Below are 19,521 nucleotides of genomic sequence, written 5' to 3'. Positions count from 1 at the left end.
TTTCTGCAAACTACAATAAATATCCCCCGGCGGCGGAGCCGGGGGATATTTATTCATTGGTCTTGGTTATTCCAGTGTTACTTTGTGGAACACTTTCTTACCCTTTTTAATAATCACATACTTCTTTTCGAAGTCCTTCTCCAGGGAAAGTTTCGCAGAAATCGACGGTACCTTCACATCGTCTACCGCAACGCCGCCCTGCTCAATCAATCTGCGGCCTTCCGCGCGGGACGGAGCAAGCTTTGTCTTAACCATCAGGTCAAGCACGCCGATTTCCCCGTCGGTGAAGTCCGCCTCGGTGATCGCAGTAGAAGGCATATTGTCGGTATTTGCGCCCTTGCCGAACAAGGCGCGCGCACCCTCCTGGGCCTTCTTCGCCTCTTCTTCGCCGTGGATCAACTTAGTGACCTCATAGGCGAGGATCTCTTTTGCCTTGTTGAGCTCGCCGCCTTCGAGCTTTTCCAGCTCGTTGATCTCTTCCAGCGGCAGGAAGGTCAAAATCTTCAGGCAACGGATGACATCTGCGTCGTCCACATTGCGCCAGTACTGGTAGAATTCAAACGGCGAGGTCTTTTCCGGGTCGAGCCAGACGGCGCCCTTTTCGGTCTTGCCCATCTTTTTGCCCTCGCTGGTCGTGAGCAAGGTGAAGGTCATGCCGTAGACCTCTTTGGCCTCTTTGCGGCGGAGCAGCTCCACGCCGCCGATGATGTTGCTCCACTGGTCGTCACCGCCCAGCTCCATCACGCAGTTGTGGCGATGGTTGAGCTCGAGAAAATCGTAGCTCTGCATCAGCATGTAATTCAGCTCGAAGAAGGAGAGGCCGCGCTCCAAACGCTGCTTGTAGCACTCTGCCGCCAGCATCCGGTTGACGGAGAAATGCACGCCCACCTCGCGCAAGAAGTCAATGTAATTCAGGTTAAGCAGCCAATCGCCGTTGTTCGCCATAATCGCTTTCCCCTCGGAAAAGTCGATCAGGCGGGACATCTGCTTCTGGAAACAGGCGATGTTGTGGTCGATGGTCTCCTTGGTGAGCATCTTGCGCATGTCGGTCTTTCCGGACGGGTCGCCGATCATGCCCGTGCCGCCGCCGAACAGGGCGATCGGCACATGCCCGGCCTTCTGCATCCAGGACATCACCATGATCTGGACAAAGTGGCCCACATGCAGACTGTCCGCTGTCGGGTCAAAGCCGATGTAGAAGGTGATCTTGTCGTTGTTCAACAGATCCCGGATCTTTTCCTCGTTGGTCGTCTGCGCGATTAAACCGCGCGCTTTCAGTTCGTCGTAAACGCCCATTTGTTTTCCTCCATTTCTGTATTGGGGGCAAAAGAAAACGCCCCCTGCGATTTTTGCAGAGGGCGGAGAAATTCCGCGGTACCACCTCAGTTTACCGCACCCTCACGAATGCGGCCTCATGGGTACAACCATACCCGTGCGCGTTAACGTGCGCCACCCCGGCCGGATCTACTGACCATCTGGCGTTCCACCCGGCGGCTCCAGGATGTATTTCCGCAGACCGCTGCTCCCGCTTCCACCAACCGCGGGCTCTCTTTGCCAGCCGCATTCCGCGTACTTCTTCCCTTCGATGCCATTGCTCTCATTATATCCAACGGGTTTCAAACTGTCAAGGCGTTTTCTTCGCCATTTGCAGCATTTCTTCCGCATTTTGCAGCAAAAGCTCGGTGATCTCGGTGCCGCCCATAATCCGTGCCAACTCCCGCTTGCGCCCCTCATGATCGAGCGCCGTCACGTTGGTGTAGGTACGGTCGTGCTCCACATGCTTTTTAATCTGGAAATGGGCGTCCGCCAGGGAAGCGATCTGCGCCAAATGCGTGACACAAATCACCTGCCGGGTGCGCGATACCTCCCGCAGCTTGAGCCCTACCTTTTGTGCTGCACTGCCGCTGATCCCGGTGTCAATTTCGTCAAAGATCAGCGTTCCGATGTGATCCGTACCCGCCAATACGGTCTTGATCGCCAGCATGATCCGGGAAAGCTCGCCGCCCGAAGCGATCTTCGCCAATGGCTTAGCCGGTTCGCCCGGGTTGGTGGAGATCAAAAACTGTACCCGATCGCATCCGGAGGGACTAAGTGCCCCTTCCTCGCGCTGTACCAGAAACGTCACGTTCGGCATGTCCAGGAAGGTCAACTCTTCCTGCACGCGCTTTGCAAACAGAGCGGCGACCTCTTGCCGCTTGGCGGAAAGCGCTTTTGCACAGCGCCAAGCTTCGGTCTCGGCTTCCTGATGTTCTTTCGTCAAACGCGCGATATGCGCATCGGAAAGTTCGATATCGGAGAGCTGCTTTTTGCAATCTTCCAAAAAGGCGAGCATCTCCTCCACGCTGCCGCCGTATTTCAAGCCGAGCCGGTACAACTGATCCAACCGGCCTTCGATCTGCTCCAATTCCTCCGGATCGTACTCCAAGCCGTCGGCCAGGCTCCCGATTTCCGTGTTACAGTCCTCCAGCTCATATTGCACACTGCGCAGCCGTTCCTCCAGGGAGGCTGCCGCGGGCAGATACCGCCCTGCATCGGCCAGGGCATCCGCTGCGTCGGTCACCGCCGAGAGCGCCCCTTCCGCCTCGTCCTCTCCATCCAGCGCCAACTTCGCCGCCTGCAACGCACCGGCGATCTTTTCGCTGTTCCGATAGAGGTCGCGCCGTTCGGTCAGCTCTTCCTGCTCTCCCGGCCGCAGCTGGGCCGCCTCCAATTCGCCGATTTGATAGGTCAGCAAGTCGATCTGCCGCGCTTTCTGGGCTTCATCCATCTGGAAGCCTTCCAGCTCCTTTTTTACGCGGTTCATGCGGCGATACGCCTCTTGATACGCCTGCAGGAGCGCTTGGGGAACGCCCATCCGGTCCAGATAGCCCATATGGGACTCCGGGGACAGCAGCCCATAGCTCTCATGTTGGCCATGGATATTGATCAGCTGTGCGCCGATCTCACGCAGAACCGAAACGGTCGCCGGCCGGCTGTTGATGCGGCAGGAGGATTTCCCCTCTGCGCTGATTTCACGCTGCAACAGAAGCGTCCCGTCCTCCTCCGCTGCATATCCAAGCTCCCGGATGGCTTCCAGAACGTTTTCCTCCACATCGGAGAATGTTGCGCTGACAAAGGCAGAGCGCGCCCCTGTGCGGATCAGATCCCGCGAAGTGCGCTCCCCCAACACGGCGTGCAGCGAATCAATCAAAATCGACTTTCCTGCGCCTGTTTCACCCGTAAGGACGTTAAAGCCTCCTTGAAAGTCGATGGATGCCCGCTCAATCACCGCGATATTTTCAATATAAAGCTGGGTCAACATCGCTCATCACCCGACAATCCTTTTCAGTTCCGCCACCAAGCGTTCCGCGGATTCATCGTCCCGCGTCACGACAAAGATCGTGTCGTCCCCCGCAAGAGTCCCCACCACGGATTCCCAATGAAGGCCGTCCATAGCGGCGCAAATCGCCTGTGCCATTCCGGTCAACGCCTTGATGACGACGATGTTGCGCGCGCAGTCAATGGAGATGGAAGAATCCGCCAACAGCGAAAAGAACTTAGAAGACAGGTCCTTTCCCGTTTCCTTGCCGGTCGAATAGCGGTATTTGCCATCGTTGGAGAGGGTTTTCACCAGCCGAAGTTCCTTGATGTCGCGGGAAACGGTCGCCTGCGTCACATCAAATCCATCCTCCCGAAGGAGCCGCAGCAGTTCCTCCTGCGTGTCGACGCTGTGTTCATTGATAAGCTCCAAGATTTTGGCATGCCGCCTCGTTTTCATTTCAGGATCTCCTCTCCGCTAATTTTTGATTGAGTACTTCATAGAAATTGTTCTGTTTGAGCTTGATAATCTGCGCCCGATACCCTGAACGCCGGATATAGATGGCGCATTGGTCCGGCACCGGAAGCGCGCGCTCCCCGTCGACGGTCAAAAAGACCTCGCTGTCCTCATCCCGCACCGCATGGGCCTCTAAAACGGCATCGCCGCCAAAGACAACGGTCCTGGCAAACAGGGAATGCGGACAGATCGGCGTCAGCAAAATACACTCCATGCTTGGGTCGATCACGGGCCCACCTGCGGAAAGCGAGTAGGCGGTGGACCCGGTCGGCGTGGAAAAAATCAGGCCATCCGCCCGGTAGCCGCACATATTTGCACTGTTGAATAGCACCTTAAAATCGAGGATTCGGGAGAGCGACCCGCGGGAGATCACCGCGTCGTTCAATGCGTAATACGTCTGATGCGCACCGTCTAACACAGTATCCACCTGCAAAAGCATCCGGTTCTCAACGGCATACTTTCCGGTGACAAGCCCTTCCAGCTTTTCCAGCTCATCCGCTTCCAAGCCCGCCACAAATCCCAGGCGGCCCACGTTGATGCCCAACACAGGCTTCCCGGCCATCGCCGCATGTTTGGCCGCATGGATGATGGTCCCGTCGCCGCCGACCGCCACAACAATGTCACAGGCCGCCAGCCCCTGATAAAAATCTTCACAAAACTGGACGCCGCTCTCCGGAAAGTCCATCCGATACCGGCAATCCATCGAAACTTCCATCCCAAAGCGGTGCAGTTGGCCGACGATGCGTTCCGTATGAAACAGAGCATTTCTCTTGGTTAGGTTTGGCATAACAAAGACATTCAATGCGACTCACCACCATTTAACACCCTGTGCGACTCCTCCACCAGCGCCGGAATATCCAGAGGGACGCTGTGGGTCTGCTCGGATTTGGAGAGGAACGCCAGGTATTCGATATTCCCCTCCGGCCCTTTCACCGGAGAGAAGGTCAAACCTTCCACCGAAAAGCCGTTTTCCAGGACAAAATGTACGATCTTTTCCACCACTTCCACATGGATAGAAGGCTCGCGCACCACGCCCTTCTTCCCCACCTTGCCGCGCCCGGCCTCGAACTGGGGTTTGATCAGGCATACCGCCTGCCCGCCATCCGCCAAGAATTTCCGTGCCACAGGCAACACCAGGCATAGGGAGATGAAGGAAACGTCCACACTGAAAAAATCCACCGGCTCCGGGACCTGTTCGTCCGTCAAATAGCGCACATTGGTGCGCTCCAAATTCACCACACGTGCATCGGTGCGCAGTCTCCAGGCCAACTGCCCGTAGCCGACGTCGATGGCATACACCTTTCGCGCGCCGTTTTGCAGCATACAGTCCGTAAAACCGCCCGTGGATGCACCGATGTCCATGCAAACCTTGTTTTCCAGGGAAATGGGAAACTGCTCCATCGCCTTTTCCAGCTTCAGCCCACCCCTGCTGACATAGGGGAGCGCCGCCCCGCGCACTTCAATCTTCGCCGTAAGCGGCAGCATGGTGCCGGGTTTATCAGATTTTTGATTGTCCACATAGACGTTGCCCGCCATAATCATAGCGCGCGCTTTTTCACGGCTCTGCGCAAGCCCCTGCTCAAAGAGCAGGCAATCCAGCCTTTTTTTCTCCGCCACTTTTTTACTCCTAATATCTCTATTTGTATCTCTGTTTTCAGGGTATATAGTATGATTTTTGATTCTATTTCCAATTCTGTAGGGTATCCGTCACCGTGCGGTATATCCCGTCGGCGTCCAATCCCAAATCATGCAGGGATTCCTGCATGGTCGCGTGCCGCACAAACCCTTGGATGGCGCGCAGTACATAGGCGCCGTGGAATCCAGCTTCATGCAGCAGATGTTCAAAGTGCTCACCCACGCCGCCCTGCTCGATGCCCTCTTCAAAGAAAAAGACATGCTTGGCGCCCTTGGCGGCCTCGACCGCCCCGGCTGATACCGGCTTGATACGGTTGAGCTTGACAATATGCACAGAAATCCCCTGCTTTTTCCAACGGGAAAACGCCTCGCATGCGAACGAAAACAGACGGCCATACGTTACCAGCACGGTACCGGCGCCTTCGTCCCCATAGAGGTCAAACGCCTTCCCACTCGGTTGATAATCGTACGGGCGGAAAAGCTGCCCTCCCCGCGGGTAACGGACCGCAGCCACCCCTTCGCAATCGTACAGCGCCGTTTGAAGGTCTTTCCGCAGCTCGTCGTAATACGCGGGCGAAAACACCGTGCAATTGGGGATGGTATTCAAAAAGGCCGCATCAAAAATGCCCTGGTGCGTCTCGCCGTCCTCCCCCACCACGCCAGCGCGGTCGATGGCAAAGGTGACCTTTACGTTTTGCAGCGCCGCGTCGTGGATGATCTGATCATAGCCGCGCTGAAGGAACGTCGAATAAATCGCACACACCGGCCGCATTCCACCGGCCGCCAGCCCGCCCGCAAACGTCACAGCGTGTTCCTCCGCAATGCCCGTATCGAAAAAGCGGTCTGGGAACCGTTTGGCAAACTCGGTCAGGCCCGTCCCCATCTGCATCGCTGCCGTAATCGCACAGATGCTCCGGTCATTTGCAGCTGCCTCGCAGAGGTACTGCCCAAACTGGCTGGAAAAGTCCTCGCTGTTGGAGAGCTTCTTGCCTGTGTTCACATCAAACTTGGAAATCCCGTGAAATACGCCGGGGTTCTCCTCCGCAAAGGAATACCCCTTGCCCTTTGCCGTAATAACATGCAGCAAAATGGGGTGCTCAATGTGCTTGGCATTTTCCAAGACCTCCAATAGCTGCGGAAGGTTATGACCGTCAAAGGGACCGTAGTAGACAAAACCCATATCTTCGAACAGGGTATTGTTGTACAGCAGATGTTTGACCGCCGTCTTTGCGCCGGAAATAGCGCGATGCAAGGAGGGGCCTACCCCCGGCAGCTTATCGAGCGCGGATTCCAGATTCCCCTTGGCGCGCAGATAGCCCGGTTTGGTGCGAATCTGCGCCAAGTAGCGCGCCATCGCCCCCACGCTGCGGGAGATCGACATCTTATTGTCGTTTAAGATCACAATAAAATTCTTTGGGAAACGCCCCGCATTGTTCAATCCTTCATAAGCCATGCCGCCCGTCAAAGAACCGTCCCCGATGACCGCGATCACATGCCCCGGCTCGTGACGGACCTTCTTCGCAACCGCCATCCCGTAAGCAGCAGAAATGGCGGTGCTGGCGTGCCCTGCATTGAACGGGTCATACGGGCTTTCCGCCCGGTTGGGATACCCGCAGAGGCCGCCGCGCGTGCGGATGGTGTCGATCTGCTCCCGCCGGCCTGTGAGGATCTTATGGGTGTAGGCCTGATGGCCCACATCCCAGACAATCTTGTCCTGCGGCGCATGGAACACCCGGTGCAAGGCAACGGTCAATTCCACCACGCCCAGATTGGAGGCCAAATGGCCGCCGTTGTGGGCGACCGTTTGAATAATCTTCTCCCGGATCTCCGAGCAGAGCATCTCCAACTCCTTCTCCGAGAGATTCTGCAAATCGTCCGGTTGATTGATCTGATTGATAAGGTTCTCCATCCGAAAGCCCCCAGTATTGCACTGTGGGCCGTTTTACATCGAAAGCCCGTTTTGCAGCCGGGCCGCCGTCAGGGTGTTGCGCAGGAGCATGGCGATCGTCATGGGTCCCACGCCGCCCGGAACCGGCGTGATATATCCAGCGATCTTCTCCACCTCGGCAAAGTCCACATCGCCGCAGAGCTTACCGTTCTCATCGCGGTCCATTCCCACATCGATCACAACCGCGCCGGGCTTGACCATGTCTGCCGTGACGAATTTCGGTTTGCCCACCGCAGCGACTAGGATATCCGCACGCTTGCAGATTTCCTTGAGGTTTTTCGTCTTGCTGTGGCAGATCGTCACGGTCCCGTTGTTATGTAGCAGGAGCATGGCCATCGGTTTGCCGACAATGTTGCTCCGGCCGATTACGACGCATTCCTTGCCCTGGATCTCAATATCCTGCGAACGGAGCAGTTCGATGATGCCCGCCGGCGTGCAGGGCAGAAAATGGAAATTGCCGATCATGATGCGGCCCACGTTGGAAGGATGGAATGCGTCCACATCCTTTTCCGGCACGATGGCCTCCACCACAGCTTCTTCGTCCAAGCCGTTCGGCAGCGGGGACTGCACCAAAATGCCGTTGATGTCCTTCTTGTTGTTCAACTTCTCAATGAGCTCCATCAGTTCTTCCTGCGTGGTCGTGGCAGGCAGGGCATACTCTTCCGAATAGATGCCCGTCTGTGCGCAGGCCTTTTTCTTATTGTTTACATAGGTGCGGGATGCCGGATCATCGCCGACGATAACCACCGCCAGGCCGGGCGTCACGCCCTGCTGCTTGAGCTGCTCGACTTCCTCTGCCACCTGTGCGCGCACACTCGCGGAAACTGCCTTCCCATCAATCAACTTTGCCATTTCCAATTCCTCCTATACCAATTTTAATCTTCCTGATGTCCATTGTCTAGATCGTCCGATCCTTCTTCCCGGGAACCCTCCGCCGGTTCATCCGGCACGGGAGTTTCCGAACGCTCTTCCTGTCCAGCTACTACCGGCTCTTTTTCTTCCGGCTCCGTCGGGTTCTCATCCTCCGGGCTGGCCGGTTCTGTTTCTCCCTGCGGTTCCTGTAAGGATTCTGTCTGTGTCAAAGCATCTGCGTCTGCTTCTTCTCCCGCAGATTCCAACTCCACAGATTCCCCATCCACAGCTGTCTCCACGGAATCCCCCTCCGTTTCCACCAATTCCTCCGGCACCGATTCCTTGAGGGCATTCATCGCCATGACCTTGGCGGAACCACATCCGGAAAGGCTCGTGCGGTTTCGGAATACAATCAGCAGGACAACGCCGGCCAAAACCGTGGCAGCTGCCACCAGCTGGGAGACGCGCAGATCGAAGAATGGGGTCAGTAGGCTGTCCGTGCGCAATCCTTCGATGAAGAACCGGCCGAAGCCATACCAGACCAAATAGAGAAGAAAGACCTGTCCGTCGTATCTTCTGAATTTCCTGCAGAAGATATGTAGCAGGACAAATCCCAACAAACACCATACCGACTCATAGAAGAAGCAGGGATGTACCGGGCCGTTTACCACCGCCTGGGTTCCCTCGCTGACCATTCCCCAGGGCAGATCGGTCTGACTGCCGAACGCCTCCTGATTGACAAAATTTCCCCAGCGGCCGATGCCCTGTCCAATCAAAAAGCCCAATACTGCAACATCCAATACCACCGGAACCCTTAACTTGCAAATCTTCGCGGTGATCACACCGCCCAGCAATCCACCGATGATGCCTCCATAGATGGCAAGCCCACCCTCGCGGATATTAAAAATCTGCATGGGATCGCGGATATAGAGATCACCTGGATAGAACAACACATAGTACAGCCGTGCCCCGATGATGCCGGTGACCATGCCGACCAACACGCAGTTGACCAACTTATCGCTGTTGATGTTCATCTTTTTACAGCTGAACATGGCATAGAGGAACGCCAACATAAATCCGACGGCGATGATGATGCCGTACCATGCGATTGGAGTATCCCCGATGTAGAAAGCGGTTGGGTCCACATGGAATTCCCAGCCGAGTTTTGGAAATTGTACCGTATACATTTCAAGCCCACCTTCCCCGCGCGCGGTAAAAAAATCAGGAAAGCCGCCAAGCTCCGCGCGGGAAGCCTGGCGGTTTATTCTATTCTGCCTTGATAAACGGGTTACTCGACCGGATACACAACCGACAAGGCCGAGTAAGCCGGGTCAAGCTGCTCTTCCAAACGTTTCTGAACAGATTCCAGTGTTGCATTCGCTAGGTCGTCGATATAGGTATAAAGCTCCCGGCCGGCAAAGGCGAAGGACGCCATCGAATTGGCAATATTGTCCACACTGTTCAGCGCGGCGATGTTCCGGCCATAGAGCGCTTTCTTCGCGCGCTGGAACGCTTCCTGATCGATCCCTTCCCGGCGCAGGCGGTCTGCCTCTGCGCGAATCTCCTCCGCAACGCGGTCCGGGTCCTTGGACTCCCCGGAGAAGATGATCGAGGCGTAGCCCGGCCCTTCAAAATACTCGTATCCAAACGAGGATTCGTTGACCAATCCCGCATCCAACAGGCGGCGGAACAGCGGTGACGCGTCGGAGGCCATCAGCTCCAACAAAATTTCGGTCTCCGCGAGTTCCTTGGTCGTACGCCGGCTCACGGCTTTCTCCTTGAAGCCGAGCTCAAACAGCGGCGTCACAACCGACAGCTTCTGTTCCACACGCGGCTTGACAACCTCGCGCGGCTCCTCCTCAAAGATGCGCTCGATCTCCACCGGCGCAGAGGGCTTGAGCATCCGGTCGCAGAGATCCAGCACTTTGTTCAACTCCACGTTGCCGGCAACGCAGAGCACCATATTATTCAAATTGTAGAAGGTATGATAGCAGCGGTAGAGCAGCTCCGGCGTGATCTGGGCAATGCTCTCCACCGTACCCGCGATATCCACCTTGACCGGGTGCTTGTGATACAGCGCCTCCAACAGGTTGAACATCACACGCCACTGCGGGTCGTCGTCGTACATGCGGATCTCCTGGCCGATGATGCCCTGTTCCTTTTGCACCGTCTGCTCGGTGAAATAGGGGGACTGCACAAAGTCCAGCAGAATCTCCAGCGACTCGTAAACATTCTCCGTGCAGGAGAAGAGATAGCAGGTCACATCAAACGAGGTATATGCATTGGCGTTCGCACCGGTCTTGGCGTACCGTGCAAATGCATCTCCATCCTCGCTCTCAAAGAGCTTGTGCTCCAAATAGTGGGCGATGCCCGCCGGTACCGTGCAGGCTTCCGCCTCGTCGGAGCGCTTGAAGGTGGTGTCCACCGAGCCGTAGCGGGTTCCAAAAACCGCATAGGTGGAATTGTTCTGCTCCTTTGGATAGACAAAAATACGAAGGCCGGAGGGGTGCTTTACCTCATAGTACCGGTCCCCCACACGGTCGCTCTTTACTTCTCGAATCACATTCATTGCGCATCCTCCCCATTTCCCACCAAGCAGTATACGGTGTCCAAAGTCACCCGGTTGGCCGCGTCGATGATTTCCTGCCGCGTAACGGCGTTGATCTGTGCGGCAGCTTCCTCCGGCTGCTGCGAATGGCTGGCAAAGGTCTGGGAAAGATACCAGTTTTCCAGTCCGCCCAAGGAGTCCGAAAGCGTCCGGTAGCTGTTGCAAAGGCTCATCTTTGCCGCTTCCACTTCGCTCTCGTCAAAATTCCCCTGCTTTACCTCATCGAGCTGGCGCAGGATCTCTTCCTTCGCGCGCTCCATATTCTTTACTTCCACGCCGCTTTGCACCAGCATAATCCCCTTCATGCTGTTGTAGGACGCGCTGCAATAATAGCACAGGCTCAGTTTTTCACGCACATTTAGGAACAGCTTCGAATTCGGCGTACCGCCAAACAGGGCCGCCATCAGGCGCGTGGCCGGGACCTCTTCGTCGGGGGTTGCGGTGCCGGTCCGGAAGCCCATCACCAGCTTGCCCTGCGCCACATCCATTTTTTCGGTCACCGTGTTGATCTTTTCTGCCGAGCGCACCACCTTTGTCGTGCAGTCGGCCGTCTTACGGCTGCCGAGCGTCTCAAACGCAGCGCGGAACCCTTCGTAAACCGGCGCGGGGTCGCAGTCGCCCAGCACCATCAATTCGATCTTTGCGGTATCCAGAAGGCGCTTCCACGCCGCGGTCAGAGCGGGGCGCTCCACCCGAGCGATGTCCTCCTTGCCGCCGTAGCGGTTGACGCCATACGGTTCATCCGCACACATGATCGCTTCACAGCGCTGGCGTGCATAGGTGCGCTTATCGCTGTATTCCGAATCGATCAGTTCCATCGTCTGGCGCTTTTCCTGCTCAAAGCCGTCCTCCGGGAAAAGGCCGTCCACCAGGGGCGGGTCAAAGAGAATGCTGCACAGCAGCTTTGCCAGTTCCCCAGAAATGGCCTCACCCTCCAGCGCATAGCGGTCCGCAATGCCGGAAGCGGAAAGGGAAAGCACCTGCAAATCGCCGAGCTTCTGGACATCTGCATTGAGGGATGCGCCGTAGAGCTCGGCAAGCCGCTGCCCCAGCTTCGTAAAGTCGGGATATTCCCGGCTGGCCCGGCTGAGCAAAAACGGCAAAAGCGCATTTTCTGCCGCGGTCTGACGGCTCATCGGCACGATCAGATGGGCTGAAATGCGCATCGTTTTGAATTTCATATCGCGAATACTTCTAAAATTGACACCGTCACAGATCGCACGCTGTTCAATTCCGATCATTCCATCATCTCCAAATTAAAATCAGTATGCAAACAGAAACCGGAAGCCGCATCGCGGGACAAAGCGCCGCAAACATTCCCACGGCGAAACGGCTGCTGCATGGTTTCAATATCGAACGCCCAGGAAACTTGGGACTGGCTGGCCAATAAACGCCTGCCTTCCGTTAGGGCGTGAAGTTATTATAGCACACCCTGCCTGCTAAGAAAAGGAAAAATCTATGAACATGCAAAAAACGCGGCTATTTATACACCGTCCGCGCGTCTGCCCCCTCCTTGCCATTCCTTGGACAGGATGGTATAATTTACGCAAAGAACTGCGGGGTGTTGTGGGGCGGAAAAAGCAGCATCCCGTATTTTTTCGGGCAATTTGCCCGAATGAAGAACGAGGGAAATGGAAGGGATATGTTTGTATACGAAAAAACAACTGCGGCTGGCGGAATTGGGCCTTCTGATTGTCACGATCATTTGGGGGAGCGGCTTTGTCGTTGTCAAAAGCGCGACTGGCAGCCTGGAACCTGCCGCTATTGTCGCGCTTCGCTTCGCAATCGCAACGATTCTGATGTGCATTGTCTTTTTCCCCCGGCTCAAGCGGATTGATAAGAGCTGTATCAAAGCAGGGGCGCTCGCCGGATTTTTGTATTTTCTCGCCTTTTATCTACAAACACTGGGAGCAAAATACACTACAGCGGGGAAAAATGCCTTTTTGACGGCAATCTATGTCGTTTTAGTCCCGTTTCTATATTGGATCATCCAAAAACAGCGCCCGGATCTCTACAATGTCTCGGCAGCCTTTCTTTGCATCATCGGCATTGGGCTTCTCTCCCTAAATGCGGATTTTTCCATCAATCAAGGGGACGCCTTTTCCCTTTTGGGCGGGGTAGGATTTACGGCACAGATCGTCGCCACCGCTATTTTAACCCAAAAACAGGACCCTATTCTGCTTTCTGTCACGCAGTTTGGCTTCGCCACCATCTTTGCGGCGGTCACCTCGCTGCTGACCGAACCTATACCGACGCATCTTGCACCCGATACACTTACCTATATTCTCTATCTCGGCGTATTTAGCACCATGATCGCCCTGCTCTTGCAGACGGTTTGCCAAAAATACGTCCCCGCTTCAAACGCGTCGCTGATTATGTCGCTGGAGTCCGTATTCGGCTGCATCTGCGGAATCCTCTTTCTGCACGAAGAGCTCTCCGGGCGTATTCTCGCGGGCTTTGCCTTGATTTTTGGGGCGATGCTGCTTTCGGAGGTCAAGCCCGCATTTCTGCGCTCCGGTTTCCGGCGGCTGTCCGCCCCTCCAATCCATAGCAAAAAGAAAGAAGGCTCGGAACCATGATGGATCTCTCGCAAAATCCGCTCTGCCGTCCGTTTGACTTCGCGGGGAATCCCCGCCACGGCATCCTGTTGGTCCACGGCTTTACCGCCACCCCAGGCACCATGCTGCCGTTGGGGGAGGCTTTGGCCCGGCGTGGCTACCGGGTCAAGGGGATCTTATTGCCCGGCCACGGGACAACGGTGGACGACATGGAGCGCCGCCGGTGGTCCGAATGGATTGGCACCGCCCAGGAGGGATTCGACCAGCTGTCGCAGGAATGCGAGCGCGTCAGTGTGGTTGGTCTTTCGATGGGAGGAACGCTTGCGCTTCTTCTGGCACAGACGCGCCCCGTCTATCGCGCGGTACCGATTTGCGCTGCGTTGCGCGTGCGCAACCGCGCCAGCCGTTTTGCGAGTCTGATCTGGCCGGTGATGCGGTATCATACGGATTCCCACCATCCCTCCTATGGGGAATTCCTGGCGGAATACAACGCTTGCTACGACCGCACTCCCGTCCGAAGCGTTGCGGAGCTCAACGCATTGATCGCACACACCCTTCACGGATTAAAAACCGTCCGGTGCCCGCTTCTGGTGGTCCGCGCAGGGAAGGACGAGACGGTGGCCCCGGAAAGCGCTGAAATCATCATGAACCGTACAGCCTCTTCCAAGAAGCGGCTGCTGACGCTGCCGGACAGCCCCCATGTGTGTACGCTCGGGCCGGAACGTGAACGGCTGTTTCGGGAAATTGCCCGCTTTTTGGACGCACGGTAAAAGCCGTTATAAAACGATTAAAGCCCCCGGAATTTTATCCGGGGGCTTTGCTTATTCCAAATTTATACCTGTGCCAGTGCCTGCTTGATGTCGTCGAGAATATCCTCTGGATTTTCAATGCCCACGGACATACGGATCATATCCGCACTGATGCCCCCTTCTACCAGCTGCTCATCGGTCAACTGGCGGTGGGTGGTACTGGCCGGATGGAGCACGCAGGTGCGCAGATCGGCCACATGGACCACAATGGAGGCGAGCTTCAAGCTCTCCATGAACTTGGCGGCTGCTTCTCTGCCGCCCTTGATGCCAAAGGAAATGACGCCGCAGGTGCCGTTCGGCATGTACTTCTGCGCCAGATCATAGTATTTGCTGCTCTTGAGGCCCGGATAATTGACCCAAGCGATGCGGTCGTCCTGCTCAAGGAACGAAGCGACCTTCAGCGCATTGGAGCAATGGCGCTCCATGCGCAGGGCGAGGGTTTCAAGGCCAAGGTTCAGCAGGAATGCGTTCTGCGGGCTGGCCTGCGCGCCCAAGTCGCGCATCAGGTGTGCGCGCGCCTTCGCAATATAAGCCGCATTGCCGAACTGCTTGCAATAGACAACGCCGTGATAGGACTCGTCCGGCTCCGTAAACTCCGGGAATTTGCCGTTGTTCCAGTCAAACTTGCCGCTGTCCACAATCGCGCCGCCGACCTGGACCGCATGGCCGTCCATGTATTTGGTCGTGGAGTGGATAACGATGTCCGCGCCGAATTCAAACGGGCGGCAATTGATCGGGGTGGCAAAGGTGTTGTCCACAATCAGCGGCAAGCCATGGGCATGCGCTACTTTTGCGAACAGCTCCAGATCGGTCACAATCAAGGCCGGATTGGAGAGCGTCTCTGCAAAGACACAGCGCGTATTCGGCTGGAAGGCTGCATTCAGCTCTTCTTCGGTGCTTTCCGGGGAAACAAAGGTAAAATCGATCCCCATCTCATGCATGGTCTTATAGAACAGGTTGAAGGTACCGCCATAGATGGCGCTGGAGCAGACGACATGCCCACCTGCGCGGCAGATATTCAAAACAGAAATCAGAGACGCCGCCTGTCCGGAGGAAGTCAGCAGCGCGCCAACGCCGCCCTCGAGCGCCGCAATCTTCTTTTCCACTGCATCGAGCGTCGGATTCGCAAGGCGGGTATAAAAGAACCCATCCTGCTCCAGGTCGAACAGCTTGCCAAGCGTCTCCGCATGGTCATATTTATACGTTGTGCTTTGTACAATTGGCACCACGCGCGGCTCCCCATCCCCGGGCGTATACCCCGCATGGATACAATTGGTATCAATATGATACTGACTCATTTCACCATTCCTCTTTTCACATCTAAAATTTATACAGACCGCCGTCTTTGGAACCGGGCGCCGGCCAGCCGTAGAAACTTTACCGGCGCCGGTTTCAAAAACATGGTTTCAAACACAGTTTATCAGGGATACAGCAGGGATTTCACCCATCCCGCGGCTATATCTGTCACAGTGACTACGGCCCAGATCAACAAAATAAAAAGCACCACTGAAATCGCGCGCACAATAAACCGTTTGCGCGGGCTCATTTCAGCAGCTTCATCCGATTCCCCATCTGTCTCTTCCCGGCCGGTTACGCCGATGCTATGCATGAGGTCGACAGCCTCCTGTATACGGTTATACGGGACATACACATTTTTGTTGCACTTTCCCCCGTCCCCCGCATAGGCAGACGCAACTCCCTCCGTACCACAGACACGCTCTTCGTGCGGAATCTTGCTGTCATCCAATGCTGCGCCGATTCTACGGCACTTTTCCTCCGTAGCAGTCAACAACATCACCGGATCGCCCTCCTGGGGTTCCCGCAACTTGTTGCTATTACAGGCGGGACAGCGATATCCTTCTTTGATCAACACCTGACACCTGGGACAATACCGCATCGTTTCACTTCCTCTCTTTTCCTGTACCATCATAGCACACGAACGGGCGCTATGGCAATCTTTTTATCCGCTCTAACCCAAAATTGGTTGGAGCTGCCGCCCCTCTAAGGCCGCCAGTGCCGCCGGAAGCAGCTTTTCAAAATCCGCCACCAGTGAGTACGGTTTTTTCTCCGGATCGTCCTGTGCAAAGGGAACAAAATAGACGTTCTTCGTGTTGAGAAGCTTTCCGATGTTCTGTGCGGAAGCCGCCAACGCGTCGTTTGTAGCGAGCGCCAATAGCACCGGACGGCCAATGCGCAAATTCGATTTGACCGCCATTGTGACCGGCGTATCCGTAATGCCGTTTGCGAGCTTCGCCAGCGTATTCCCTGTACACGGGGCTACAATCATCAGGTCCACCATTTTTTTGGGGCCGATCGGTTCCGCCCCTACGATGGTCTGGATCACGTCCCGGCCGGAAATCTCCCGCAGCTCCTGTAAAAAATCGGATGCTTTGCCGAATCGTGTGTCCGTCTTTGCCGCGTTATAGGACATGACCGGCAAAAGCTGGTATCCCTGCTCTGCCAAAGCGCGCATTTGTTTTAGGGATTTGGAAAATGTACAGAACGAGCCGCACAGTGCATAGCCAAACGTCAAATCGTTCAAAGTCCTCACTCCTCCATAATGTTGTAGATGGTGTTTTTGATGATCTCCCCAGCCGCCTTTGGTGCAACCCGCCCGGGCAGGGACAACGCCTTGATAACACGGATGCCAAGTTTTTCCGCCGCTTCGTAATCGACTCCGCCGGGCGCGCTGGCCAAATCAATCAAGATCGTCCCTTCCCGCGCTTTGGAGAGCATCCGCCGATTAAAGACAAGCGCAGGGATTGTATTAAAGATCAAATCGTATTGGTCCCGGTCGCAGATATCGTCCGTCTTGACCGCCTGGTAACCGAACAGCTCGACCCACGCGAGGTCACTCGTTCTGCGGGCGCTCACGGTGACCTTTGCACCAATGCCGCGCAGCATCCAGGCCAATACCTTCCCGATGCGGCCATACCCGGCCACGAGGCAGTTGCTTCCATTGATCGTTCCCGCATATTCCCGCATGGCGATTTCTAGCGCGCCTTCCGCGGTAGGAACCGTATTTTTGACCGCAAAGTCCTCACGGGTGTAATAATCGTAGGTATCGATGCCGTCCCACAATTCACTGGTGAGGAACAGCTTTCCCATCATGCCGCCGAAGACCGTCTTGTTTCGCATGTACTCTGCAAAGGTATCGTCCAGCGGGGTCTTTTTTTCACTGTAGTGGGTGTTTAAGTATTTTCCATCCGCCGTCACAGGCAAAGGCAGGATAATGTTTTCACATTTGGCAGCGATCTCGTCCAATTCAGCCTTGATAACGCCTTTCTGAAAATTTATGGTGTCAAAACCGAACGCATATACGGTATATCCATCCGAGGCGATGGACTCAGCCAAAGCGATTTGCCGCCGGTCGCCGCCGACTACGCCAAAACTGTTATAATCAATCATATTTCAAACCTCCTGCATGGACTAAACCAGCCCTCCTGTTGCCCTTTCCAGGGAAATATGGCTGTAATCTATAGTATGGGGATTTTTTCACTGTGTGATTATCCTGGATAAAATCCCTTCCAAAGCCCCGGCGAATTTTTTCCGATCAATTTTTCAAGAAACGGTTTATTCTTTTGGGATTTTGCAATATAATAAATTAGTTAAGTCTGCCAACGGTAGACCGCACTGCTTTTATCAAGCACTACCTCTTTCAACATCTGCTAAGGAGATCATATAGAATGGACAGCAACGATATTTTGTCAAAGGTTCAAAAAGTTCACTTTGTGGGGATCGGAGGTTCCGGCATGTGCCCCCTCGCGGAGATTTTGCACCACAAGGGCTATCAGCTCACCGGCTCCGACACCAGCGAATCCGACACCCTACAGCGCATCCGCTCCTATGGAATCCCCGTTTCAATGGGCCATCGCGCGGAAAACATCGGCGATGCAGAGCTGGTGGTCTACACCGCTGCCGTCAAGCAAGATAACCCGGAGCTTGTGGCCGCGCGCGAAAAGGGCGTCCCGACGGTCGAGCGCTCCGTCATGCTCGGCATGGTGACCCGCCGGTATCCAAACTCCGTGGCGGTCTCCGGCACGCACGGCAAGACGACTACGACAGCGCTTATCACGCAGATTCTCGTCAACGCCGGCATCGACCCGTCCGCAGTAATCGGCGGAAAGCTCCCCTTTATCGGCGGAAACGGCCGTGTCGGCCGTTCGGAGACCATCGTCTGCGAGGCCTGCGAATATGTGGACACTTTCCTGCATTTGGAACCGGCGCTGTCCGTTATTTTGAACATCGACGCCGACCATCTCGACTACTTCAAGACGTTGGAGAATATCATCCGCTCCTTCCACCAGTTCGCCCTTCAGACTTCCCGCCTGCTGATTATCAACGGCGACGACGCCAACACCCGCAAGGCCGTTGAAGGAATTCCTTCGGAAAAACTTCTGACCTTTGGCTTTGACGAGGGAAACCGGTATCGTGCGGTGGATATTGCCGACACTAAGCGCGCTTGTGAGCGCTTCACCGTGTTGAAAGACGGCGCCCCGCTCTGCGAGGTCAGCTTGCGCATTCCAGGGAAACACAACATCTACAACGCGCTCGCTGCGGTTGCCGTCGCGGACTACATGGGGGTGGACGCACAGACCATCGCAGAAAGCCTCCACCAGTTTACCGGCGTGCACCGCCGCTTTGAGATCCTCGGCACCTTCAACGGCGTGACCGTGGCCGATGACTTTGCCCATCACCCCACCGAGCTGACCGCTACCTTGAACGCTGCCATGCATATGGGCTTCCGTGAGGTCTGGGCGGTCTTTCAGCCGCACACCTTCTCGCGCACCTATATGCTGTTGAACGATTTTGCCAAGGCGCTGTCCATCCCGGACCACGCGGTTCTCTCCGAGATCCTTCCCGTACGGGAGGTCAACACCTACAACATCTACGCCAAAGATCTGGCGGAAAAGATCCCGGGCTGTGTGTGGTTCCCAACGTTTGAGGAGATACGCGACTATGTGATGGCAAAGGCGCAGGAGGGCGACTTGATCTTGACCCTCGGCGGCGGCGACGTATACAAATGTGCGAATATGATCGTAGAAACATATCAAGCACAGAACAAGTGAGTTTGTATTGATTTTGTAAAAACAATATAACGGCTCTTTCGTATTTTAAAATGAGAAAAGCCCATAACCTCTTTTAAATCCTATCGTTTCCTGTTCGTTAAAAAATTTAGGCGGGTGGTTCCCCAATAAGTGAACTGCACCCCATTTGTTAGACAGTATGATATACTGAATAACAAGTGGGGTGCATTATTATGCCGAAAGGAATACCAAACAAACGCTATACACCAG

Annotated in this window: 17 protein-coding genes and 1 other annotated feature; of the genes, 3 read left to right on the top strand and 14 right to left on the bottom strand. The window is 55.4% G+C overall.

The window, feature by feature from the left end; all coding sequences use genetic code 11:
* Positions 1 to 66: 66 nt before the first annotated feature.
* The 10 genes from tyrS to yfmF all read right to left on the bottom strand — a co-directional run bounded on the left by tyrS (position 67) and on the right by yfmF (position 12,098).
* A complete protein-coding gene (gene tyrS, locus I2E77_RS12390) occupies positions 67 to 1,296 on the bottom strand; it encodes a tyrosine--tRNA ligase (protein ID WP_195451337.1) in 1,230 nt (409 codons plus the stop codon).
* A gap of 55 nt (positions 1,297 to 1,351) precedes the next feature.
* Positions 1,352 to 1,595: a binding site (T-box leader), on the bottom strand.
* A 29-nt stretch (positions 1,596 to 1,624) separates the two neighbouring features.
* The gene (gene recN, locus I2E77_RS12385; protein ID WP_195451336.1) at positions 1,625 to 3,301 is read right to left on the bottom strand and encodes a DNA repair protein RecN; all 1,677 of its coding nucleotides are present in this window, start codon (positions 3,299 to 3,301) and stop codon (positions 1,625 to 1,627) included.
* 6 nt (positions 3,302 to 3,307) lie between these two features.
* Positions 3,308 to 3,757, bottom strand: a complete 450-nt coding sequence (locus I2E77_RS12380) for an arginine repressor (protein WP_087231896.1) — start codon at positions 3,755 to 3,757, stop codon at positions 3,308 to 3,310.
* 1 nt (position 3,758) lies between these two features.
* Positions 3,759 to 4,601: an NAD(+)/NADH kinase gene (locus tag I2E77_RS12375; protein WP_243252621.1), complete on the bottom strand. Its 843-nt coding sequence runs from the start codon at positions 4,599 to 4,601 to the stop codon at positions 3,759 to 3,761.
* 11 nt (positions 4,602 to 4,612) lie between these two features.
* Positions 4,613 to 5,431 (bottom strand): TlyA family RNA methyltransferase, encoded by an 819-nt coding sequence (locus I2E77_RS12370; RefSeq protein WP_195451334.1) that lies wholly within the window; start codon positions 5,429 to 5,431, stop codon positions 4,613 to 4,615.
* A gap of 64 nt (positions 5,432 to 5,495) precedes the next feature.
* Positions 5,496 to 7,358 carry a 1-deoxy-D-xylulose-5-phosphate synthase gene (gene dxs / locus I2E77_RS12365; RefSeq protein WP_087231887.1) on the bottom strand — a complete coding sequence of 621 codons (1,863 nt, stop codon included), beginning with the start codon at positions 7,356 to 7,358 and terminating at the stop codon, positions 5,496 to 5,498.
* A gap of 33 nt (positions 7,359 to 7,391) precedes the next feature.
* A complete protein-coding gene (gene folD / locus I2E77_RS12360) occupies positions 7,392 to 8,249 on the bottom strand; it encodes a bifunctional methylenetetrahydrofolate dehydrogenase/methenyltetrahydrofolate cyclohydrolase FolD (protein WP_087231884.1) in 858 nt (285 codons plus the stop codon).
* A gap of 23 nt (positions 8,250 to 8,272) precedes the next feature.
* Entirely contained in the window at positions 8,273 to 9,436 is a 1,164-nt protein-coding gene (gene lgt / locus I2E77_RS12355) for a prolipoprotein diacylglyceryl transferase (protein WP_195451333.1), read from the bottom strand.
* 101 nt (positions 9,437 to 9,537) lie between these two features.
* Positions 9,538 to 10,818, bottom strand: a complete 1,281-nt coding sequence (yfmH, locus tag I2E77_RS12350) for an EF-P 5-aminopentanol modification-associated protein YfmH (RefSeq protein ID WP_195451332.1) — start codon at positions 10,816 to 10,818, stop codon at positions 9,538 to 9,540.
* A complete protein-coding gene (yfmF, locus tag I2E77_RS12345) occupies positions 10,815 to 12,098 on the bottom strand; it encodes an EF-P 5-aminopentanol modification-associated protein YfmF (RefSeq protein ID WP_195451331.1) in 1,284 nt (427 codons plus the stop codon). The genes yfmH and yfmF overlap by 4 nt, the downstream gene beginning before the upstream one ends.
* A 405-nt stretch (positions 12,099 to 12,503) precedes the next feature.
* On the opposite strand from yfmF, the gene I2E77_RS12340 reads away from it, so the two are divergent.
* On the top strand, positions 12,504 to 13,436 hold the full coding sequence (locus I2E77_RS12340) for a DMT family transporter (RefSeq protein WP_195451330.1): 933 nt from the start codon (positions 12,504 to 12,506) through the stop codon (positions 13,434 to 13,436).
* The gene (locus I2E77_RS12335) at positions 13,433 to 14,185 is read left to right on the top strand and encodes an alpha/beta hydrolase (protein ID WP_195451329.1); all 753 of its coding nucleotides are present in this window, start codon (positions 13,433 to 13,435) and stop codon (positions 14,183 to 14,185) included. The genes I2E77_RS12340 and I2E77_RS12335 overlap by 4 nt, the downstream gene beginning before the upstream one ends.
* A gap of 62 nt (positions 14,186 to 14,247) precedes the next feature.
* Here the strand turns inward: I2E77_RS12335 and I2E77_RS12330 are convergent, their stop codons facing one another.
* From I2E77_RS12330 to dpsA, 4 genes are all read right to left on the bottom strand, one after another.
* Entirely contained in the window at positions 14,248 to 15,522 is a 1,275-nt protein-coding gene (locus I2E77_RS12330) for an O-acetylhomoserine aminocarboxypropyltransferase/cysteine synthase family protein (protein WP_191363127.1), read from the bottom strand.
* Positions 15,523 to 15,644: 122 nt separating this feature from the next.
* Positions 15,645 to 16,094 carry a hypothetical protein gene (locus I2E77_RS12325; protein WP_191363126.1) on the bottom strand — a complete coding sequence of 150 codons (450 nt, stop codon included), beginning with the start codon at positions 16,092 to 16,094 and terminating at the stop codon, positions 15,645 to 15,647.
* Between the two features lie 99 nt (positions 16,095 to 16,193).
* A complete protein-coding gene (locus I2E77_RS12320) occupies positions 16,194 to 16,766 on the bottom strand; it encodes a dipicolinate synthase subunit B (RefSeq protein WP_087231861.1) in 573 nt (190 codons plus the stop codon).
* 5 nt (positions 16,767 to 16,771) lie between these two features.
* The gene (gene dpsA / locus I2E77_RS12315) at positions 16,772 to 17,632 is read right to left on the bottom strand and encodes a dipicolinate synthase subunit DpsA (protein WP_207738255.1); all 861 of its coding nucleotides are present in this window, start codon (positions 17,630 to 17,632) and stop codon (positions 16,772 to 16,774) included.
* Positions 17,633 to 17,910: 278 nt separating this feature from the next.
* Between dpsA and murC the strand changes: the two genes are divergently transcribed.
* A complete protein-coding gene (gene murC, locus I2E77_RS12310) occupies positions 17,911 to 19,293 on the top strand; it encodes a UDP-N-acetylmuramate--L-alanine ligase (protein WP_195451328.1) in 1,383 nt (460 codons plus the stop codon).
* The last annotated feature ends 228 nt before the right edge of the window (positions 19,294 to 19,521 follow it).

The organism is Anaeromassilibacillus sp. 1001302B_160321_C8 (assembly GCF_015554745.1).
In the GTDB taxonomy this organism is placed as follows: domain Bacteria; phylum Bacillota; class Clostridia; order Oscillospirales; family Acutalibacteraceae; genus Anaeromassilibacillus; species Anaeromassilibacillus stercoravium.
Note: the sequence above shows the minus strand (reverse complement) of the source record. Positions and strands in the feature narration are given on the sequence as shown.